Source organism: Micromonospora sp. bgisy143 (genome assembly GCF_057708145.1).
The window spans coordinates 45,882-65,993 of the sequence record NZ_JBYIRN010000033.1; the positions used below are offsets into that span (position 1 = coordinate 45,882).

A 20,112-nucleotide genomic window follows, 5' to 3' on the forward strand; every position below is an offset into this window, starting at 1 on the left:
GGCCCGTTCCTAGCGTGTGCGGGCATGGCGACACCACCCGTAACACCGCCGACGACCGCCGACGTCACCGCCTGGTTGAGCTGCGTCGCGTCCCGCCCGGCCGCCCGGCTGCGGCTCGTGTGCCTGCCGTACGCCGGGGCCGGCGGCGGCGCGTACCGGCCGTGGGCCGCCCTGCTGGGCGACGACGTGGAGGTGTGGACCGCGCAGTTGCCGGGTCGTGAGCGTCGGCTGGCCGAGGAACCCCTGCACACGATGGACGACCTGGTACCGCCGCTTGTCGACGCGATCGCCGCGCGGGTGCCGACGCCGTTCGCGATCTTCGGGCACAGCATGGGCGGCCTCATCGGGTACGAGGTGGCGGTCCGCCTGATCGCGCGGGGTGGCCCGACGCCGCAGCGGCTGGTGGTGTCGGCGGCCCGTCCACCGCGCGACGCCGCGCCGCTCGGTACGGCGCACCGCCTCGACGACGCCGCGCTGACCCGCTGGTTGGTCGATCTGGGCGGCATCCCGGACGAGGTGCTCGCCGATCCCGGCCTGCTGGAACTGATCCTGCCCACCGTGCGGGCCGACCTGAACGTGGTGGCGTCGTACCGGCCGGCGACCGCGCCGCCGCTGCCGCTGCCCGTGGACGCGGTGGCGGCCGCCGACGACCCCCTGGTCAGCCCGGACGAGGTGGCCGGCTGGGCGGCCTGCACCGCCGCCGGTTTCTCGCTGACCGTCGTGCCGGGCGGTCATCTCTACCTGCACGACACGCCTCCCCCGCTGTCCCGCCTGCTCGACGGCGGGCCGGCCGCCGACCGCGCGTACGTCGAAGGGGCCACCCGATGACCCAGGACCTGCACCCGGACCTCGCCGACCTCACCCCCGAGCAGCGGGAGCTGCTGGCCCTGCGACTGCGCCAGGCCCGTGGCAACCAGGGCCACGCCGGCCCGGCCCGTACCGCTCCGACACCCACGGCCAGCTATCCGCTCTCCTTCACGCAGGAGCAGCTCTGGTTCCTGGACCGGCTGGAGCCCGGCACGCCGGTCTACAACGTGCCCTTCGCCGAGCGGATCACCGGTCCGCTCGACGTGGCGGCGCTGCACCGCGCGGTCAACGCCGTGGTGGCCCGACACGACGCGCTGCGGATCGTGTTCGCGACCGTCGACGGCACCGTCACCCAGCGGGTGTCGGACGCGCTGGAGGTGCCGCTGCCGCTGCTCGACCTGAGCGGACTACCGGCGTCGGAGCGGGCGGCGGCGGCCGAGCGGGAGATCGCGGCGCACGCGGCGCTCCGCTTCGACCTGACCAGCGGGCCGCTGCTCGCGGCACGGCTGGTCACCCTCGCGGACGACGAGCACCTGCTGCTGGTGACCGCGCACCACATCGTCTTCGACGCCTGGTCGGCGGGGGTGTTCGTCGACGAGCTGGTGCGCTGGTACGGCGAGTTCGCCGGGGACGCCCCGGCGGGGTTGCCCGCGCTGCCCACCCGGTTCGTCACGCACGTCGCCGCCCGCCGCCGGCCGGAGGCCGAACGGGAACTGGCGGGTCACCTGGCGCACTGGCGGGAACGGCTCGCCTCGGCGCCGGCCCGGTCCACACTGCCACCGGACCGGCCCCGGCCGCCGGTGCAGACCCACCGGGGCCGGAGCCTGCCGTTCACGATCGACGCCGAGCTGACCGACGCCCTCGGCGGGTTGGCCCGCCGCGCCGGGGCCACCGTCAACGCGGTGGTCCTCGCCGGGCTGACCGCCCTGCTGCGCCAGGCCACCGGCCAGGAGGACCTGCTGCTCGGGATGCCCGCCGCCGGTCGGGCGAGCACCGACCTGGAACCGCTGATCGGCTGTTTCGCCACCATGCTGGTGCTGCGGGTGGACACCGGCGGCGACCCGAGCGTGCGCGACCTCGTCCGTCGGGTGCACCGGACGGTCAGTGAGGCGTACGCCCACCAGGAGGCCCCGTACGCGCGGGTGGTGGAGGAGGTCCGCCCGGTCCGCGACCCGAGCGTGAACCCGCTCTTCCAGGTGTTGGCGACCATGACCGACGGCGGCGTACGGCAGCGGCAGGCGGCCGGGGCGACGTTCCGTCCGGTGCCGGCGGAGAGCGGCCTGACGGACTTCGACCTGTTCGTCAGCCTCACCGTGGACGGGGACCGGATCGACGGCGCGGTCGACTTCAACGCCGACCTGTACCTCGACGAGACGATCGCCGCGACCGTGGGCCGGTTGCCCGAGCTGCTGCGCGCCCTGGTGGACGACCCGGACCGCCCACTGTCGGCGGTGCCCGGGCTGCGCCGGCAACGGATCGCCCTGGCGGCCACCTTCACCGTGGACCCGCTGCGCGACCCGGTGGAGTTCTGGCTGCGTTTCCTGCGCGTACCCGCGTCGGTGGAGCTGGTCGGGTACGGCCAGCTGGTGGCCCACCTGCTGGCCGGGCCGACGGTCGACGCCACGGTCTGCCTGCTGCGGTGGGAGGACTGGCTGCGCCGGCAGGACCAGACCGCCGGTGCTCTCGACGCGGCGGTGGACGACCTCGACGCGGCGGTGGCGGCGTACCGGCGGCGGACCGACGCCCCGCTGCTGCTGGTGGTCTGCCCCGCGTCGCCGCGCGCCGCCGGCCAGGAACACGGCCGGCTCGACGACCGGCTGGTCGCGCTGGCGGCGCGTACCCCGGGGGTGCACGTCGTCTGGGCGGCCGACCACGCCCGCGCCTACCCGGTCGGCGAGGTGGACGACGAGGGCGCGGACGAGTTGGGCCACGTCCCGTACACCGCTGAGTACTTCGCGGCGCTGGGCACGATCGTGCTGCGCGAGCTGCGGCGGCTCGCCGGTCAGCCGCGCCGGCTCGTGCTCGTCGACGCCGAGCGGTTGCCGGTCGACCGGCTCGCCGCCGCGCTGCCCGGCCACGAGGTGCGGGCGTACACGGCGGAAGCGCTCGCCGCCGCCGAACCGGCCACCACGGTGGTCCTCGACACCGACCCGCAGGCCGTGGCGGCGCTGCGCGGCGACCACCCGGGTGTGCTGGCGCTGGCCGTGCCCGCCGGGTGGGACGACCTTCGGCGACTGCTCGCCCACGTCTGGCCGCTGGACCCGCCGGTGACAAGCGCCGGACCGAGTGAGTTGTGCACGCCGATCGGGTCCGAGCGGGCCGCGTACGTCGTCGAGGAGCTGAGCACCGCCGCGGCGGTCGCCGAGCGGAGCCGGCCGGCGCCGGTCCGCACCGCCGCAGACGACGAGATCGTCGCGCCGCGCACCCCCACCGAGGAGCGGCTCTCCGGTCTCTGGGCCGCCGCGCTCGGTGTCGAACAGGTCGGCGTGACGAGCGACTTCTTCGGCCTCGGTGGACACTCGCTGCTCGCCACCGGTCTGCTCTCGCAGGTGCAGGCCGAGTTCGGTCGGGAGGTGTCGCTCTACACCCTGTTCACCAACCCGACCGTGGCCGGGCTCGCCGCCGTGCTGGACGCCGATGCGGACGCCACCGTGCTCGCCCCGCTCACCCCCGCCCCGGCGGGTACGCCGGCGGTGGCGTCCTCGGCGCAGGTCCGGCTCTGGGCGCTCGACCAGCTCGACGACGACGTGGTGCGGCACAACACCACTGCCGCCGTCGAGCTGCGCGGCGACCTCGACAAGACCTCGCTGCGCCGGGCGTTCGACGACGTGCTGGCCCGGCACGAGGTGTTGCGGACCACCTTCCGGGGCCGCGACGGCGAACCCGAGCCGGTGCTGCACCCGCACGTCGACCCGTGGCTGGAGACGCTGGACCTGACCGCGCTGCCGACGGCGAAGCAGGCCCGGGCGCTGCGCCGGGCGGCCGCCGAGCTGGCCGCGCACCGGTACGACCTGGCGGCCGGGCCGCTGGTGCGCGCCCGCCTGCTCCGGCTGCCCGACCAGCGCTGGCACCTGCTGATCGGAATGCACCACATCGTCTGCGACAACACCTCGTGGAGCATCCTGCTCGACGAGCTGGCCGCACGGTACGCCCACCACGCCACCGGCGTCGACCGGCCACTGCCGCCACTGCCCGTGCAGTTCACCGACTACGCCCGCCACCAGCGCGACTGGCTGGCGTCCAGCGCCGTCGAGCCGCACCTGGCGTACTGGCGCAAGCGGCTGGCCGACGCGCCGCCGCTGCTGGACCTGCCCACCGACCATCCCCGCCCCGACGAGCCCTCGGACGTCGCCGGCTACCAGGCCCAGCGGCTGGGCGCGGGGCTCGGCGCGGCCGTGCGGGAGCTGGCCCGGGCCGAGGGGGTCACCCCGTTCGCCGTCCTGCTGGCCGGCTTCGCGGCCCTGCTGCACGTCGAGAGCGGGCAGGGCGACCTGGTGCTCGGCACACCCACCGCCGGGCGGGAACGCGCCGAGCTGGCCCCGCTGATCGGATGCTTCGCGGACCTGCTGCCACTGCGGATGGACGCGGCGGGACGGCCCACGTTCCGCCAGCTCGTCACCCGGGCCCATCGCACGGCGCGGGAGGCGTACCGGCACCAGGGGTTGCCGTTCGCGACCATCGTGGAGGCGCTGCGGCTGCCCCGGCAGGCCGCGTACCACCCGCTGTTCCAGTGCGTGCTGAACGTCCTCGACGGCGCCGACGAGCTGCCGGAGTTCGCCGGGCTGACCGCCACGCCGGTCGAGGTGCCGAGCGCCGGTGTCGACTTCGACCTGTTCCTCAGCGTCACCTGGCAGGGCGACGACCTGCACGCCGACCTGGCGTACCGGGCCGACCTGTTCACCCCGGAGCGGATGGTGCGGCTGCTCACCGGGCTCGCCCGGGTGCTCGACGACGGGGTGCGTCGACCGGACGCGCCGATCGGCGCGGGTCGGCGTGCGCCGGCGTCCCGGCGCACGACGCCGCCCGCGCCCCGGCTGGTGGTCGGCGGCACCGTCGAGGTGCCGCGGCTCGCGGAGACCGTCCGCTTCTGGACCGGGCTGCTGCACCTGCCGCACACCCTCGAACACCTCGCGCCCGGCGCGCTGCTGCGGCTGCTCCGCGACCCGGCCGCCGGCCTGGCGACCGGCCCGCGCGATAGCAACGCGCTGGTCCTGCGCTGGGAGGACCGGCTCACCCCCGGTCCGCTCGCGGCGGGCATCGTCGCGCTGCGCGACTTTCACGCCGAGCTGCTGGCGGCCCTGGACGTGTACCGGGCACACAGCGCGGCGGCGCTGACGATCGCGGTCTGCCCGCCGTCGCCGCCGTACCGCACGGCGCCGTGGAACGCGGTCTTCGCGGAGCTGACCGCGCGGCTGGCCCAGGCCCGGCCGGACGTCGACGTCGTCGCGATCGAGGGGTGGGCGCGGCGCTACCGGGTGCCGGAGCTGCCCGACGACGCCTGGTCGCCGGAGCTGGCGGCGGTCACCGCGACGCTGCTGGTGCGGCGGGCGGTCCGGCATCCCGCGCTGCGCCGGCTGGTCGTACCGGCCGGGCCGGCGCACCGGCAGGCCGAGCTGGCGCGGCTGCTCGCCGCCCAGGCCCGCGCCGGGCGCGAGGTCGTGCTCACCACGACGCCGCAGCGCGCCGAGCTGTCCGCGCTGGTCACCGCCGGGATCATCGGGTACGCCCCGACTCCCGCCACCGACGCGGCCACCCTGCTCCTGCATCCGGACTCCGTACCCGCGCCGCCCGACGTCCCGGCGCTGCCCGTCGACGAGCGGGTCGGGCCGGTGGAGGTGCTGCGCGGTCTCTGGGCGCTGGACGCCGGGACCACCGTGGACGGGGACGCGCCCGTCGACCGGATTCCCGCCGCGCTGCTGGCCGAGGTGGCCACCGAGCTGGCTGACGCGGCGGCGGTACGCGACGCGGTCACCGACGGGTACCGGCGCTCGGCCGACCGGGCCGCCGCCGCGCCGCGCACCGAGCGGGAACGACAGCTCGTGGCGATCTGGTCGGAGCTGCTGCGCACCAACCAGCTCGGCGTCACCGACGACTTCTTCGCCTCCGGCGGCGACTCGCTGCTCGCGATGCAGCTCGTGGCCCGCTGTGCGGCGGCCGACATCCACATCACTGCCCGACAGCTCGTCCGCCACCCCACGGTGGCCGAGCTGGCCGCCAGCCTCGGGGAGGCGACCGCGTCGCCGCAGGCCGAGCAGGGCGAGGTGCACGGCGACGCCCCGCTGACCGGCGCGCAGCGCTGGTTCACCGACGTCATCGCCCCCACCATGGGTCGGCCCGCCCTGTTCAACCACCCCTACTACCTCGAGCTGGCCCGGCCGCTCCCGACCGACCTGGTCCGCGAGGCGGTACGCCGGCTGGTGGCCCAGCACGACGCGCTGCGGCTGCGGCTGACCCGGCAGGCGGACGGGAGCTGGCGTCAGCACCACGCCGACCCGGCCGACGCCGTGCCGTTCGTCAGCCACGACCTGACCGGGCTCGCTGTCGACGAGCGGGCGGCGGCGGTCGAGGCCCACTGCGCCGAGGCGCAGACCGCCCTGGACCTCACGGCCGGCCCGCTGGCCCGGGTGGCGCACTTCCGGCTCGGCCCGGAGCTGCCCGACCGGCTCCTGCTCGTCAACCATCATCTCGTCGTCGACGCGGTCTCCCGGGGCGTCCTGCTGGCCGACCTGGAGACGCTCTGCGACCAGCTCGAACGCGGCGTCGAGCCGGCCCTGCCCGCCAAGACCACGTCGTACCGGGACTGGGCGCGGCGACTGGCCGGGTACGCGGGCTCGCCGGAACTGCGCGAACAGGTGCCGTTCTGGCTGGCGCAGGCCGACGAGGGGGTGCTGTCCCGGTTGGCCGACGAGCCGACCGCCGCGCCGTTCCGCCTCGGTGACCTGGGCCTGGCCACCGTGACCCTGGACGAGGCCGCGACCCGGGGACTGCACGCCGCCGCCCGTCGGCTGCGCGCCAGCGTCCGCGACCTGCTGGTGTGGGCCGTGGTGGACGCCGTCGCGGGGCGGACCGGCGGCGCGGTGACCATCGCCACCACCGGCCACGGTCGGGAACCGCTCTTCGACGACGTCGACGTCAGCCGTACCACGGGCTGGTTCCAGGTGCTGTACCCGCTGCGCCTGGAGCTGCCCGCGACCGCCGACGCGACCCGCTCGGTCCGCTCGGTGATCCGCCAGCTCGGCCGGGTCCCGGACAACGGCATCGGGTACGCGTTGCTGCGGCACCTCTGCCCCGACGACGACGTGCGCGCCCGGCTGGCCGCCACCGCGCCGCCGATGGTGGCGGTCAACTACATGGGCGGGTACGGCTTCGACGACGTCGCCCCGGCCAACCACCTCCTCGACGTCTGCGCGGCGCCGTTCGGCCCGACCGAGGACCCCGACGGGCACTGGCCCTTCCCCTTCGACGTGACGGGGTCGCTCACCGGCCCCGAGCTGCGCGTCGATCTGAGCTACGCCACTCCGGCCTTCCGGCCGGAGACCGCTGAGAACCTGCTCGACGGCATCCGGCACGGCCTGCTGCGCCTGGCCGGACGCCCCGGGCAACCGCCACGGCAGTAGGAGGAGACCCCATGGCGTTCCGACGCCCATCCCGGTTCGCCGGGTTCACCACGATCTGGTTCGGCCAGCTGCTGTCGGCGCTCGGCACCCGGATGACGAACTTCGCCCTGAGCATCTGGGTGTGGGACGCCACCGGCCGAGCCTTCGACCTGACCATGCTGATGGCGTTCGCGTTCGGCGCGACAGTCATCTTCAGCCCGATCGCCGGCGCGCTCGTCGACCGGTGGGGACGACGACTGACCATCGTGCTCAGTGACGTCGGCTCGGCGGTCACCACGGCCGTCGTACTGCTGCTGTTCCTCAGCGGCTCGGTCGAGGTGTGGCACCTCTACCTGGTCAACCTGGTCACGGGCGCGTTCCTCGCGTTCCAGCTCCCGGCGTACCAGGCGACCATCACGGTGATGATGGAGAAGGGCCAGTACCCGAGGGCCAACGCGATGATGTTCGCGGTCCGGACCATCCCGGTGATCTTCGCGCCCGGCTTCGCCGCCGCGCTGCTCGGCCTGATGGACATCAAGGTCATCCTGCTCATCGACGCGCTGTCCTACGTGGTGGCGATCGGCGCGGTGCTGCTGGTGCAGCTCCCACCCGTGCCGCGCTCGACGCAGCCGGAGGAGGGCGGCTTCTGGTACGACACGATCTACGGCTTCCGCTACATCCTGACCAGCCGGGCCTTCACCGGGCTGGAGGCGATCATGTTCGCCATCAACGTGCTCGCCGCGGTCGGCTTCGCCCTGCTGGTGCCGCAGATCCTGGCCCGCACCGACAGCAGCACCAACGCGGTCGGTCTGGTGCAGACCATCGGCGCGGTGGGCGGGGTGGCCGGCGCGCTGCTGCTCGGGCTGCTGCCCAACACCCGCCACAAGATCCGCCGGATGCTCATCGCCATCCTGGTCTTCAGCGTGCTCGGCCGGATCGTCTACGGCGTCGGGGACAGCATCATCGTCTGGTCCGTGGCGCTGCTCTTCCTGCACCTGTCCATCCCGTTCATCGACGGGTACGCCCAGTCGGTGTGGCAGGAGAAGGTCGAGCCGTCCCACCAGGGCCGGGTCTTCGCCGCCCGCCAGTTCATCGAGGACCTGGCGTACCCCGGCGGCACCGCCCTGGCGGGTATCGCCGCGGACCGCTGGTTCGAGCCGATGATGCGCGAGGGCGGCCCCGGTGTGCCGTACTTCGGGTGGCTGGTGGGCAGCGGACCGGGCGCCGGGATGGGCCTGATCTTCGTGATCGTCGGGGTGTTCGGCATCGGCGTCGCGGCGGCCGGGTTCTTCTCGCCGAGCGTCCGCCGGATGGAGGTCGACCTGCCCGACTACGACGAGCCGACCGACCCGCCGGCCCCGCTGCCGTCGCCGACCGGCACCGACGAGCTGACCGACGACCGCGCGGTGGTGGCGAAGTGACGCTGACCGAGGTGGTGGCCGGGGTTCTGGAGGTGGATCCGGCCGAGGTGACCGACGAGTCCGGGCCGGAGACCATCGGCACCTGGACCAGCCTGCGCCACCTGCAACTGGTGGTGACCCTGGAGGAGGTCTACGGGCTCTCCTTCGCCTTCGACGAGATCCGCGACGTGCGCAGCGTCGGCGAGCTACGGACCGTGCTGCGGGCCAAGGGAACGGAGACGCGATGAGCGGCGTCCTGTTCGCCCGGCGCAGCCGCTGGCAGGCGCTCACCCGCCGGCGGCCGACCCCGGCGCTGCGCGTCGCCCTGCTGGCCAGCTACACGGTGGACCCGCTGGTGCCGTACCTGGGCCTCGGCCTGCACGACGCCGGCCTGGCCGCCACGCTCACCGTCGGCCCGTTCCAGCAGGTCGTGCAGCAGTGCCTGGCCACCGACGGCTTCCTCGCCGACGTCCGGCCGGACGTGCTGGTGGTGGCGCAACGCCTCGAGGAGGCCGGTGAGCCCGGCCCCGCCGGCGACGACTGGGCGGCGGAGCTGCTGGCCGGGGCCGAGGCGGCCGTCACCGCCGCGCGCCGGCACGGCGCCCTCCTGGTGTACGTGCTGCCGGCCGTCCCCACCGACCGTCCGGCCGGGCCGGCCGACGCGATGCACGCCGACGGGGTGGCCGCCAGCGCCACCGTCGTACGGCAACGCCTGCGCGACCGGTTGGCCGGCGACCCGGGGGTGCTGCTCGTCGACGCCGACGAGGCGGTACGCGCCGTCGGCGACGAGCACGCGTACCACCCGGTGCTGTTCCGCCTCGCCAAGGTGCCGTACACCGAGGAGGTGTTCGCCCGGCTCGGGGCGACCGCCGCCGCGCTGGTCGGCACCGGGTTCGGCACGGGCTGCCGGGCGCTGGTCGTCGACGCGGACGGGCTGACCGGCGCGGCGCACCTGCTGCCGGCGCTGCGCGAGCTGCGCGCCACCGGCGTACGGGTGGCGCTGCGGGCCACCGGCGACGACTGGTGGTCGAACGGCGACGCCGTCGACCTGCTGAGCGTGCTCGACGGCTGGGTCACCGACGACCGGCCGCCGGCCGACCAGCTCGCGGAGATCGCCGCCGAGCTGGACGTCGTACCGGCCCAGCTCGTCCTGACCGGCCTCGGCGCGCAGCCGCCGGGAGGCGACGGGCCACCGCGGCGCGTGCCGCTCGGGGCCGACCCGGCGGCCTGGTCGGACGAGCTGCGGGCGGCGGGACTGACCGACCGGCTGCCGGAGCGCCGGTGGACCGGCGGCACGTCCCGACCCACCGCCGCGCCCGTCGAGCTGTCCCTGGACGACTTCGTGGCCGGCCTGGACGTCCAGGTCGACTACCGGCCGGTGGCCGCCGAGGGCGTCGCCGAGGTCGCCGAGGTGGTCGCCCGGGCGCACGACTTCGCCCTCGCCCCGGCCCCACCGGCCGCCGCGTTGGCGCAGCGGGCCGCCGACCTGCTGGCGATCCGGGTACGCGACCGGTTGGGCGACTACGGCACCTCGGGTCTCGTCGCGCTGGACCGGGCCGACAGCCGCTGGACGGTCGACGTCTTCTCGCTCTCCTGCCCGGTGCTGGGCAAGGGCGTCGAGGCGAGCGTGCTGCGGGAGCTGACCCGCCGGGCCGGCGCGGCCGGCGCGGGAGAGGTGCTGGTCCGCTGGACCGACACGGGCCGCAACGGCACCGCCCGGCGCTTCCTGTCCGAGCTGGACGGTGTCGCGTCCGCCGACCCACGGGTCCGGCTGCACGCCGCCCACGCGAGCGACGACCGGACCACGGGGGTACGGCGATGAGCGCGCCTCCGGTCGGTGTCGGGGTGGCCGCCCTGGCGCACGTCCTCGGCGAGCCGGTCGACGTGGCGGCGGCCGCGGCCGCGTACACCAAGGATCTTGATCGTCTGCGGTCCTGGGAGTACCGGACCTTCCACCGGGCCGGGCCCGGCGTGGGGGTGACCGACCTGGCGGTGGTGGCCGGCGGCACGGCGCTGGACCGGGCCGGGCTGTCCGCCGCCGACGTGGACCTCGTCGTGCTCGCCGTCCCCGACCTGGCCGAATACCTCTACTGGGATCCGGCCGCGCACACCCAGGCCCGCCTGGGCGCACACCGGGCCGAGGCGGTGCTGCTCAACCAGGCGTGCGGCGGCGGGGTGGCCGCGTTCGACACGGTGGCCGGGCGGTTCGCCACCCATCCCGACTACCGCACGGCGCTGGTGATCGGCGCGAACCGGGTGTGCGAGCCGTACTGGAACCGGATGGAGGTGAACACCAGCGTCTTCTCCGACGGCGCGGCGGCGGCCGTGCTGGTCCGCGACCACGACCGGTGCCGCTGGCTGGCCACCGAGACGATCACCGACGGCCGGTACGCGGGTTTCATGCGGATGCCCGTCGGTGGCGCCGCCCAGCCGTTCACGCCGGACGCCGGCACTCCCCGCGTCGGTGACCCGGCCGACCGGCTCAACGAGTTCTTCGCCGGGGACGTCCGGCGGATGTTCCGGTTCGTGGCGACCATCCGCGAGCGCAACCGGCAGGTGGTCGAGACGGCCTGCGGCCGGGCCGGCGTCACGCTCGCCGACGTCCGCCGGTTCGTGCACTTCCACGACAACGCCCGGCAGTTCGCCGAGCTGGCCAAGGACCTCGGCGTCGACCTGGAACGGACGAACGTCGAGCTGGCCCTCGCGCACGGCCACATCGGCTGCGCCGACCAGCTCATCGGCCTGGAGCACCACCTCGACAGCGGCGAGGTGACCACCGGCGACCTGGTCGCCCTGACCAGCACCGGCAGCGGCATGCACTGGGTCTGCACGCTGCTGCGGGTCTGACCGGCCGCACCCCACCCACGGGAAGGAACACCGACCATGAGAGTCGAGGAGGTCCTGCACCGGATCCGCCGGCTGCGCCGACCAGGCGCGGCCGTCGACCCGGAGCTGGCGTCCGGCCTGGTCCACCTGGACGACGCGGCGGTCACCACCGTCGCGTCCGCCGGCCGACTGCTCGCCGACGTGCCCGCCGAGAAGCTGGCCAGCCCCGACTTCCCGCTGCGCCCGCTGCGGGTCGCGGTCACCGGCACGTTCACCCCGGGCACGCTGGAACCGCTGCTGCGGGTGGCGCTGCTGCGGATCGGCATCGCCGCCGAAATCCACGTCTCCGGCTTCGACCAGCTCGTGCTCGACCTCAGCGACCCCGGCTCGACACTCGCCGAGTTCCGGCCGGACGTCACGCTCTGCCTGCTGCACGACGGCTGGTTCCTGCCCACCGAGTGGGACCCCGGCGACCTGGCCGGCCTCGCCGACGTGCTGCGCGAGCGGACCGCCGTGCTCACCGCCGCGCTGCGCGGGTACGCCGCCCGCACCGACGGCGCGGTCCTGCTGCACACCGTGCCGCTGTCCCCGTTGGAGCACCGCAGTCTGGTCAGCTTCCGGGGCCGGGCCGAGCTGGGCCGCGTCTGGCGGGAGCTGAACGCGCAGCTCCTGGAGCTGGGCGGGCGGGACACCACGTACACGCTGGACCTGGAGACGCTGCTGGTCGACCACGACGGTCCGGTGCGCGACGAGCGCCTGTACCGGTTCGCCAGCATGGCGTGGACGCCCACCGTGGAACGCCGGTACGCGCACGAGGCAGCCACCTTCTGCCGCGCGGTCCTCGGCCGGACGGCGAAGGTGCTCGCGCTGGACCTGGACAACACGCTCTGGGCGGGCGTGCTCGGCGACGACGGGCTCACCGGCATCCGGCTGGGCACCGACTACCCGGGCAACTGCCACCGGGACGTGCAACGTCGCGCCTTGGCGCTGCGCCGGCAGGGCGTGCTGCTCGCGGTGTGCAGCAAGAACGACCCGGACCTGGTGACCGAGGCGTTCGCGCAGCACCCGGACCTGCTGCTGCGCGCCGACGACTTCGTCGCGCAGGCGGTGAACTGGGGGCGCAAGGACGAGAACCTGCGCCAGCTCGCCACCGGCCTGAACCTGGGCCTGGACGCCGTCGTGTTCGCCGACGACAGCCCGTTCGAGTGCGAGCTGGTACGCCACGAGCTGCCCAGCGTACGGGTGGTGGAGCTGGCCGGCGACCCGGCCGGTTTCTCCACGAAACTGCTCGCCGAGGGGCACTTCACCGTGCTGGCCACCGGCGCCACCGACCGGGAACGCACCGAGCTGTACCGGGCGCGGGCCGGGCGGGAACGCTTCGCCGCCACCTTCGACTCGGCGGCCGACTACCTGCACGAGCTGAAGTTGCGGGTCAGCGTCCGGGAGGTCGACGCGCACACCCTGCCCCGGGTCGCGCAGCTCGGACTGCGTACCAACCAGTTCACCATGGCCGAGCGGGCGCACACCGAGGCGCAGACCCGAACGCGCGCCGACTCCCCCGACCACTCGGTGCTCACCGTCGAGGTGGCCGACCGGTTCGGCGCCGAAGGTCTGGTGGGCGGCCTGTGGCTGGACCGGACCGACCCGGACGCCTGGGTGATCGAGAACTTCGTGCTGAGCTGCCGGGTCTTCTCCCGGGGCGTCGAGCAGGCCGCGCTGCACCGGGTCGCCGAGCTGGCCCGCTCGGCCGGCGCGACCCGGCTGGAGGCGCTGTTCCGGCCCACCGCCCGCAACAAGCCCGGCGGGGCCGTCTGGCCGTCCGCCGGCTTCACCGTGGCCGCCGTCGAGGACGGGACCACCCGGCACGTGCTGCCGCTGCACCCCCCGCCCCGGCTGCTGCCGGCGTGGATCGCCCTGGAGGAGGGAGACATCCGTGCCTGACCTGTTCACCACCGTCGCGGGCCTCATCGAGCAGGTCGCGGACGTACCGGCCGAGGAGATCTCGCCCGACGTCCGGTTCGCGTCGCTGGCCCACTGGACCAGCCTGGAGGCGCTGCGGCTGCTCTCCGCGCTGGAGGACGACCTCGGCGTACGGCTGGACCTGCGGGCGTACCTGGCGGTGACCGCCGTCGGTGAGCTGGTCGACCTGGTCGCCGGCGAACTGGACGGGGCAGCACGGTGACCGCCACCCACGTCGAGGCGCCGCCGAGCGCGCCGACCCGGCTCGCCGACGACGATCTCGACCTGCTGCTGCTCATCCGCCACTTCGAGCTGGCCCTGCTGGACATGTTCGGACGCGGCGAGCTGCACGGCACCACGCACACCTGCCTGGGCCAGGAGTACGTGCCGGTGGCGCTGCGCCCGCTGCTCGACGACGGCGACTTCGTGTTCAGCAACCACCGGGGCCACGGCCACTACCTGGCCCGGTTCGCCGACCCGCACGGCCTGCTCGCCGAGGTGATGGGCCGCGAGGGCGCGGTGTGCCACGGCGTCGGCGGCAGCCAGCACATCCTGCGGGACCGCTACCTGTCGACCGGGGTGCAGGGCGAGAGCGCGCCGGTGGCCGCCGGGGTGGCGCTGCACCTCAAGCGCACCGAACCCGGCCGGCTGGCGCTGGTCTACCTGGGCGACGGCACCTGGGGCGAGGGCGCCGTCTACGAGGCGCTGAACATGGCCGCGCTGTGGGGCCTGCCGCTGGTGCTGGTGGTGGAGAACAACGGCATCGCCCAGTCCACGCCGACCACCGCGCAGCTCGCCGGCAGCATCGGCGGCCGGGCCCGGGCGTTCGGGGTGGACCAGCTCCGGGTCACCTCCACCGACACCGAGGTGGTCCGCGCCGCGCTGACGCCGGTGCTGCGCCGGGTCCGCGAGCGGTCCACGCCGTACGTGGTGGAACTGCTCACCCACCGGGTGGGACCGCACAGCAAGGGGGACGACAGCCGTCGCCCCGAGGAGATCGCGCACGCGCGGGCGTACGACTGGTACGCGCGGTACGCGCAGGCGTACCCGGAGCAGTTCGACGCGCACGACGAGCGCCAACGGGCGTACGTGGCCCAGGTGGTCGCCGACGTGGCCGGCCGGCCGGCGAGCCGCTGGACGGAGGAGAACCGTGGCTGAGCGGGTGGTGGAGAACCTCAACCAGGCCCTGCACGCGCTGCTGGCCGAGGATGCCACGCTGACCGTGCTCGGGGAGGACCTCGTCGACCCGTACGGCGGGGCGTTCAAGGTGACCCGGGGTCTGTCCGAGCGCTGGCCGGAGCGGGTGTTGTCCACCCCGCTGAGCGAGGGCGGGATCGTCGGCGTGGCCGGTGGACTGGCGCTGGCCGGTCAGGGCGCCATCGTCGAGATCATGTTCAGTGACTTCGTGGCGCTGGCGTTCGACCAGATCCTCAACTTCGCCAGCAAGTCCACCGCCATGTACGGCCGGCGGGTGCCGATGCGGCTGGTGGTGCGCTGCCCCAGCGGCGGCAACCGCGGGTACGGCCCGACGCACAGCCAGAGCCCGCTGAAGCACTTCATCGGCATCCCCGGCCTGAGCGTGCACGAGGTGTCGCCGTTCCACGACAACCGGGCGGTCCTCGCGGGGATGCTCGCCACCGGCCGGCCCGGGCTGCTCTTCGAGGACAAGGTCCTCTACACCACCCGGATGTACGCCGACGGCGTGGTGGACGAGCTGTTCCGCTACGACCTGATCGGCCCGGACGGCGACGTCGCCCGGATCCGGGTGGACGAGGAGGAGCAGGCCGACTGCGTACTCGTGGTACCCGGCGGGTTGGCCGCCCGGGCCGTGTCGGTGGCCCGGGAGCTGCTGCTGCGCGACGACGTCGTCTGCCAGGTGCTGGTGCCGTCGCGGCTGTGGCCGCTTGACGTGGACACCCTGCTGCCACCGATCGCCCGGGCCGGGCGGGTGGTGGTGGCCGAGGAGAGCACCGCCGGCGGCACCTGGGGCGCCGAACTGGCGCAGGCCGTGCACCGGCGGCTCTGGGGGTCGCTCCACGCGCCGGTACGCCTCGTGCACTCCGCGGACAGCGTCATCCCGACCGCCGCGCACCTCGAACGCACCGTGCTGGTGCAGGACACCGACATCCACCAGGCCGTGAAGGAGGTCGTCAGTGGTGACTGACCTGGTCGTCCCCAAACTCAACAACAACGACACGACGTACGTCCTGCTCGACTGGCTGGCCGGCGACGGCGAGCAGGTACGCGCCGGCGAACCGATCGCCGAGGTGGAGACCTCGAAGGCGGCCGAGGAACTGCTCAGCGACGGCGACGGGGTGCTGCACCGGCTCGTCGAGGTCAACCAGGAGTGCGCCCCCGGCGACGTCATCGGGCACGTCTTCGACAGCGAGGAGGCCCGGCAACGGTTCCTCACCGCGACGGTCACCCCGGCCGGCCCGCCGCCCGACGTACGACCGGGTGGACCCGTCCTCACCGACTCGGCCCGGGAACTCGCCGCCGCGCACGGCCTCGACGACGACGAGCTGCGCGCGCTCGGTAAGGCGGTCGTGCGGCGTACCGACGTGGAACGCCTGCTGGCCGACCGGTCGGCGGCGCCCCCGGCCGCGACCGAGCCGGTGGTGGTGGCCGCGGCCGCCGCGCTGGCGGCCGGCGACGGTCCGGAGCCGGACGACCCGCGCCCGGTCCACGCGCTGTCCCGCGCCCAGCGCGCGGTGGCCGCCGTGGTCACCGAGTCGCACCGGGAGGTGCCGGCGGCGCTCGCCGTGATCAAGGTACGGGCCGACGCCGCCCTCGCGGTGGCCCGGCAGCTCACCCGCGCCACCCGCACCCTGGTCGGCCTGCCGGAACTGCTGGTCAAGGCGATCGGCGGGTTGCGCGAGGACCACCCGTTGCTCTTCGCCTCCCCCGGCGACGGCAGCAGCGTACGACTGGCCGAGGCGGCGCACGTCGGCGTCACCATCGACGTCGGTACGGGCCTGTTCATCCCGGTGGTCCGCGACGTCGAGGAGCTGACCTGCGCGGAGATCGCCGAGACGCTGATGGACTTCCGCAGCCGGGCCGGCGGCGAGGGCTTCCGGGCCGGCGAGCTGGCCGGCGGGACCATCGTCGTGTCCCTGCACACCGATCCCGACGTGGTGCTCGCCGGGCCGATCGTCTTTCCCGGCCAGACCTGCGTGGTGGCGATCGGCGGCACCCAGGACGAGCTGGCGTTGGACGCGGACGGTCAGGTGGTGACCCGCCGGTTCGTCAACCTGAGCGCCGTCTACGACCATCGGGTGGTCAACGGACGCGAGGCGGTCGCCTTCCTCCAGGCGGTGAAGGGCGCCCTGGAGTCCCCCGACGACCTCGCCGAGGAGTGACGCGCCGGTCAGCCGACGAGGTCGTCGTTGCACACCTGCCAGCCGGTCTCCGACTCCAGGCGCAGCTTGAGCGTCGTGGTCCGACCGTCCCGGCCGGTCAGTTCGACGGTCACCGAGGCGCTCTTGCCGGCCTCGTCGGTGAAGACGGCCCGGCCCATGGTGTGCGACACGGGCCGGCCGAGGCGCTCCACCGCCGCCGTGAACGCCGCCAGGTCGGTCCGCGCCCGAATCTGGTGGCACAGCGACTCGTGGGCTGCGGAGATCTCGACACCCGGCGATCCCGTCGTACCCTTGGCACGGTGATCTCCGCTGCGCTGCGCCGCGCCCTGACCGAACCCGGCGACCCGGTCCTGCGCCCCCTGCCCGACCAGGTGGTGGCGATGCTGGAGACGCTGCACGCGCCACCGCGTCTGGCCGCACACCTGCGTGCCGTCCACGATGTCGCCGCGCAGCTCACGGACGCGGTGGCGCAACGGTTCCCGCAGCTGCCGGTCGACCGCTCGGCGGTGCTGTTCGGTGCCGCCACCCACGACATCGGCAAGATCCGGCACCCCGACGAGCTGTCCGGGCCGGGCTCGGCCCACGAGCCCGCCGGTTACGACCTCCTGCTGGAGCACGGCGTCGCCGCCCCACTGGCCCGCTTCGCGCGCACCCACGCCTCGTGGCACCGGGACGACATCGGTGTCGACGACCTGCTGGTCAGCGTCGCCGACAAGGTCTGGAAGGGCAAGCGGGTCACCGACCTGGAGGATCTGCTCGTCGACCGCCTGGCCGAGGCGACCGGTCGCGAGAAGTGGTCGGCGTTCATCGAGCTGGACGACGTCCTCGACCGGATCGCCGCCGACGCGGACCGGCGACTCGCCTTCCAGGCCACCCACCCGGTCGGTGACCTCGACGGCTGACCCTGGTCAACGCGTCGGGGACGGCTGTCGGTGGTGATCGCTGGTTGCTGGGCGGTGGTGTCTCCGGCGTGTCGTGTTGCCGAGCGGCCAACGATCACGAGCGGCGGCCGCTGCGGCGGTCAGGCAGAGCGCGGTGGCGGCGATGACAGGTGGGCGACCGCCCAGGTGGACGGCGACGGACCCGAGCGGGATCGTCAGGACGAGTGGCCCGAACATCGCGGTGTTGGCCGTCGCGGCGACCCGGCCGAGCAGCGCCGTCGGGGTGTGCGTCTGCACGGCGGTGACCGCCGCGACAAGGGTCCACGGCAGCCCGACGCCGGCGACGACCGCACCCGCCACGGTCGCCTGCCACCAGGGCAGGCAGCGTGCGAGACAGCTCACGGCGAACAGCACCGTTCCGGCGAGCCCGACGGGAACCGGGCCCCGTCGGGTGAGGAGCCGGCCGACCACGATTCCACCCAGGACGGACCCGGCGCCCTGGGCACTGGCCAGCAGCCCGAGGAAGGTCGTCGGCAGGCGCAGGTCCGTCACGACGATCGTGTAGAGGGCGGCGGTCACGAAGCCGGACATGGCGATCGACACTCCGGCGAGCAGGACCGGGACACGGATGGACCGCTGTCCGGCCACGACCGACAGTCCGTCGCGGAGCCCACGGTCCCGCCGCGTCAGTCGCTCGGGTGGCGTGCGGTTCAGGCGGACCGCCAGGTAGAGGACGGCGACCAGGATCGGCATCACCGCGCTCAGCACGGCGACCGCGTGGCCGCCCTGCCAGCCGTAGAGGCCCGCGCCGGCCAGCGGCGCGACGAGCTTCATGCCCTCCTGGGCGCTGGACCGCCACCCGTTGACGGCACCGAGTTCGGCCGCCGACAGCGCCGACGGCAGCAGCGCGGTCTCTCCCGCGTCGATGAGCACGTAGCTGACGCCGTAGGCGCACGAAACGGCGAAGATGATCCACGTCTGCCCGGGGCCACGCACGGCGAGGAGTGCCAGCAGCGCGCCTGCCAGCACGAGGTTGACGGCGATCACCAGTGGTCGCCGCGATGCCGGATCGAGCAATCCACCCAGCCACGGACCGGCGAGCACCGGAGCGTACACGCAGAGTCCGGCGAGGGCAGCCAGGCCGGTGGAGCCGCTGAGGTCCAGGATCCAGATGCCGGAGACGAGGGCCATGGCGCTGCTGCCGAAGCCGGACAGGAGCGAGATCGCCACGAACAGACCCGCGTTACGCCGCATGAGCCCTCCCAGGTTGAGTCGGGTTGACTCACATCCTGATTCTTGAGTCAGGCTCGGGCAATGCCGTGGGTGGATGTCAATCTTGTGTTGACAGTGCGATCGTCATCGTCGCCGCCACCGCCCGCACCGGCGGCGGCAGCCGGTCCCCCGCATCGTCGAGGTCGGTCCGCAGGTGCAGGACCAGGGCGTAGAGCGACCCCGGGTCGGCGTCCAGGGCGGCGTCCACGGTGCTCCGCACGAGTGCCGCCCGGCGGAAGCGGGAGTCCCACCGCCGGTCCGTCGCGATCCAGCGTCCCAGGTCGGCCACCGTGGCTCGCAACGCGGCGATCTGCCGCGGGTAGCCCCGGTCCAACTCCTGCCGCCGCGCACGTCGCGCCACCGCCAGGCGCTGCCGGCGTTGCTCGGCGGCCTGCCGGCTGCCGAGGCCCAGCGCGGTCGCGATCTGCGCCCAGGTCGCGCCGTCGTGGCGGGCCCGGTCGATCAGCGCGGCCTCCCGCTCGTCCAGACGGGCACGAGCGGCGCGCACCTCGGCCAGGCCGGCCAACGGCGTCGTCATCGTGTCAACGCTACATTGACAGCTCGACGTTGCGAGTGTCCGGGCTGGCCGCGGTGCCGCGCGTGCCGGGTGTCCGTACCCATCCAGCGACGCTGTCGAGCTGCCCCAATTCTGGGGCGGGATCCAACCCTGTTGCACTGCCCCCTTCCGGGCAGGACCCGACCCTGTCGAGCTGCCCCACTTCCGGGACGGACCCGAGCCTGTTGCGCTGCCCCCTCCCGGGCGGGACCCGACCCTGTCGAGCTGCCCCACTTCCGGGACGGACCCGAGCCTGTTGCGCTGCCCCCTCCCGGGCAGGACCCGACCCTGTCAAGCTGCCCCACTTCCGGGACGGACCCGAGCCTGTTGCGCTGCCCCCTCCCGGGCAGGACCCGACCCTGTCAAGCTGCCCCACTTCCGGGACGGACCCGAGCCTGTTGCACTGCCCCAGAATCGGGGCAGCTCGACAGGCAGCACAGTGCACCCCTACCCTCC

The 20,112-nt window shown here is 74.3% G+C and carries 15 protein-coding genes; 12 read left to right on the forward strand and 3 right to left on the reverse strand.

All coding sequences use genetic code 11. From position 1 onward, the window contains the following. Positions 1 to 24 precede the first annotated feature (24 nt). The 11 genes from AC3EN4_RS28115 to AC3EN4_RS28165 are packed head-to-tail and all read left to right on the forward strand — an operon-like array spanning position 25 to position 16,947. A complete protein-coding gene (locus AC3EN4_RS28115) occupies positions 25 to 828 on the forward strand; it encodes a thioesterase II family protein (protein ID WP_435209169.1) in 804 nt (267 codons plus the stop codon). Continuing rightward, positions 825 to 7,424, forward strand: coding sequence for a condensation domain-containing protein (locus AC3EN4_RS28120; protein ID WP_435209170.1), 6,600 nt, complete (start codon positions 825 to 827; stop codon positions 7,422 to 7,424). The genes AC3EN4_RS28115 and AC3EN4_RS28120 overlap by 4 nt, the downstream gene beginning before the upstream one ends. A gap of 11 nt (positions 7,425 to 7,435) precedes the next feature. Further along, positions 7,436 to 8,824, forward strand: a complete 1,389-nt coding sequence (locus AC3EN4_RS28125; RefSeq protein ID WP_421471620.1) for an MFS transporter — start codon at positions 7,436 to 7,438, stop codon at positions 8,822 to 8,824. Beyond that, on the forward strand, positions 8,821 to 9,051 hold the full coding sequence (locus AC3EN4_RS28130; protein WP_355048096.1) for an acyl carrier protein: 231 nt from the start codon (positions 8,821 to 8,823) through the stop codon (positions 9,049 to 9,051). The genes AC3EN4_RS28125 and AC3EN4_RS28130 overlap by 4 nt, the downstream gene beginning before the upstream one ends. After that, positions 9,048 to 10,625, forward strand: a complete 1,578-nt coding sequence (locus AC3EN4_RS28135; RefSeq protein WP_435209173.1) for a hypothetical protein — start codon at positions 9,048 to 9,050, stop codon at positions 10,623 to 10,625. The genes AC3EN4_RS28130 and AC3EN4_RS28135 overlap by 4 nt, the downstream gene beginning before the upstream one ends. Further along, positions 10,622 to 11,650, forward strand: coding sequence for a 3-oxoacyl-ACP synthase III family protein (locus tag AC3EN4_RS28140; RefSeq protein ID WP_435209175.1), 1,029 nt, complete (start codon positions 10,622 to 10,624; stop codon positions 11,648 to 11,650). Before AC3EN4_RS28135 ends, AC3EN4_RS28140 begins: the two co-directional genes overlap by 4 nt. A gap of 36 nt (positions 11,651 to 11,686) precedes the next feature. Continuing rightward, the gene (locus tag AC3EN4_RS28145) at positions 11,687 to 13,570 is read left to right on the forward strand and encodes an HAD-IIIC family phosphatase (protein ID WP_435209177.1); all 1,884 of its coding nucleotides are present in this window, start codon (positions 11,687 to 11,689) and stop codon (positions 13,568 to 13,570) included. Further along, positions 13,563 to 13,811, forward strand: coding sequence for an acyl carrier protein (locus AC3EN4_RS28150; protein WP_435209179.1), 249 nt, complete (start codon positions 13,563 to 13,565; stop codon positions 13,809 to 13,811). The genes AC3EN4_RS28145 and AC3EN4_RS28150 overlap by 8 nt, the downstream gene beginning before the upstream one ends. Further along, a complete protein-coding gene (locus tag AC3EN4_RS28155) occupies positions 13,808 to 14,746 on the forward strand; it encodes a thiamine pyrophosphate-dependent dehydrogenase E1 component subunit alpha (RefSeq protein WP_435209181.1) in 939 nt (312 codons plus the stop codon). The genes AC3EN4_RS28150 and AC3EN4_RS28155 overlap by 4 nt, the downstream gene beginning before the upstream one ends. Continuing rightward, complete coding sequence (locus AC3EN4_RS28160) at positions 14,739 to 15,752, forward strand: alpha-ketoacid dehydrogenase subunit beta (RefSeq protein ID WP_435209183.1); 1,014 nt, start codon at positions 14,739 to 14,741, stop codon at positions 15,750 to 15,752. The genes AC3EN4_RS28155 and AC3EN4_RS28160 overlap by 8 nt, the downstream gene beginning before the upstream one ends. Beyond that, positions 15,745 to 16,947, forward strand: coding sequence for a 2-oxo acid dehydrogenase subunit E2 (locus AC3EN4_RS28165; protein ID WP_488179860.1), 1,203 nt, complete (start codon positions 15,745 to 15,747; stop codon positions 16,945 to 16,947). The genes AC3EN4_RS28160 and AC3EN4_RS28165 overlap by 8 nt, the downstream gene beginning before the upstream one ends. 8 nt (positions 16,948 to 16,955) lie before the next feature. Here AC3EN4_RS28165 and AC3EN4_RS28170 read toward each other — a convergent pair whose 3' ends face one another. Then, positions 16,956 to 17,138, reverse strand: a complete 183-nt coding sequence (locus tag AC3EN4_RS28170) for a hypothetical protein (protein ID WP_435209187.1) — start codon at positions 17,136 to 17,138, stop codon at positions 16,956 to 16,958. A 108-nt stretch (positions 17,139 to 17,246) separates the two neighbouring features. Here AC3EN4_RS28170 and AC3EN4_RS28175 point away from each other — a divergent pair, with 108 nt between their 5' ends. Then, the gene (locus AC3EN4_RS28175) at positions 17,247 to 17,849 is read left to right on the forward strand and encodes an HD domain-containing protein (RefSeq protein WP_435209189.1); all 603 of its coding nucleotides are present in this window, start codon (positions 17,247 to 17,249) and stop codon (positions 17,847 to 17,849) included. Positions 17,850 to 17,855: 6 nt separating this feature from the next. Here AC3EN4_RS28175 and AC3EN4_RS28180 read toward each other — a convergent pair whose 3' ends face one another. After that, positions 17,856 to 19,082: an MFS transporter gene (locus AC3EN4_RS28180; RefSeq protein WP_435209191.1), complete on the reverse strand. Its 1,227-nt coding sequence runs from the start codon at positions 19,080 to 19,082 to the stop codon at positions 17,856 to 17,858. Positions 19,083 to 19,158: 76 nt separating this feature from the next. Continuing rightward, positions 19,159 to 19,638: a hypothetical protein gene (locus tag AC3EN4_RS28185; RefSeq protein ID WP_435209192.1), complete on the reverse strand. Its 480-nt coding sequence runs from the start codon at positions 19,636 to 19,638 to the stop codon at positions 19,159 to 19,161. Positions 19,639 to 20,112 lie beyond the last annotated feature (474 nt).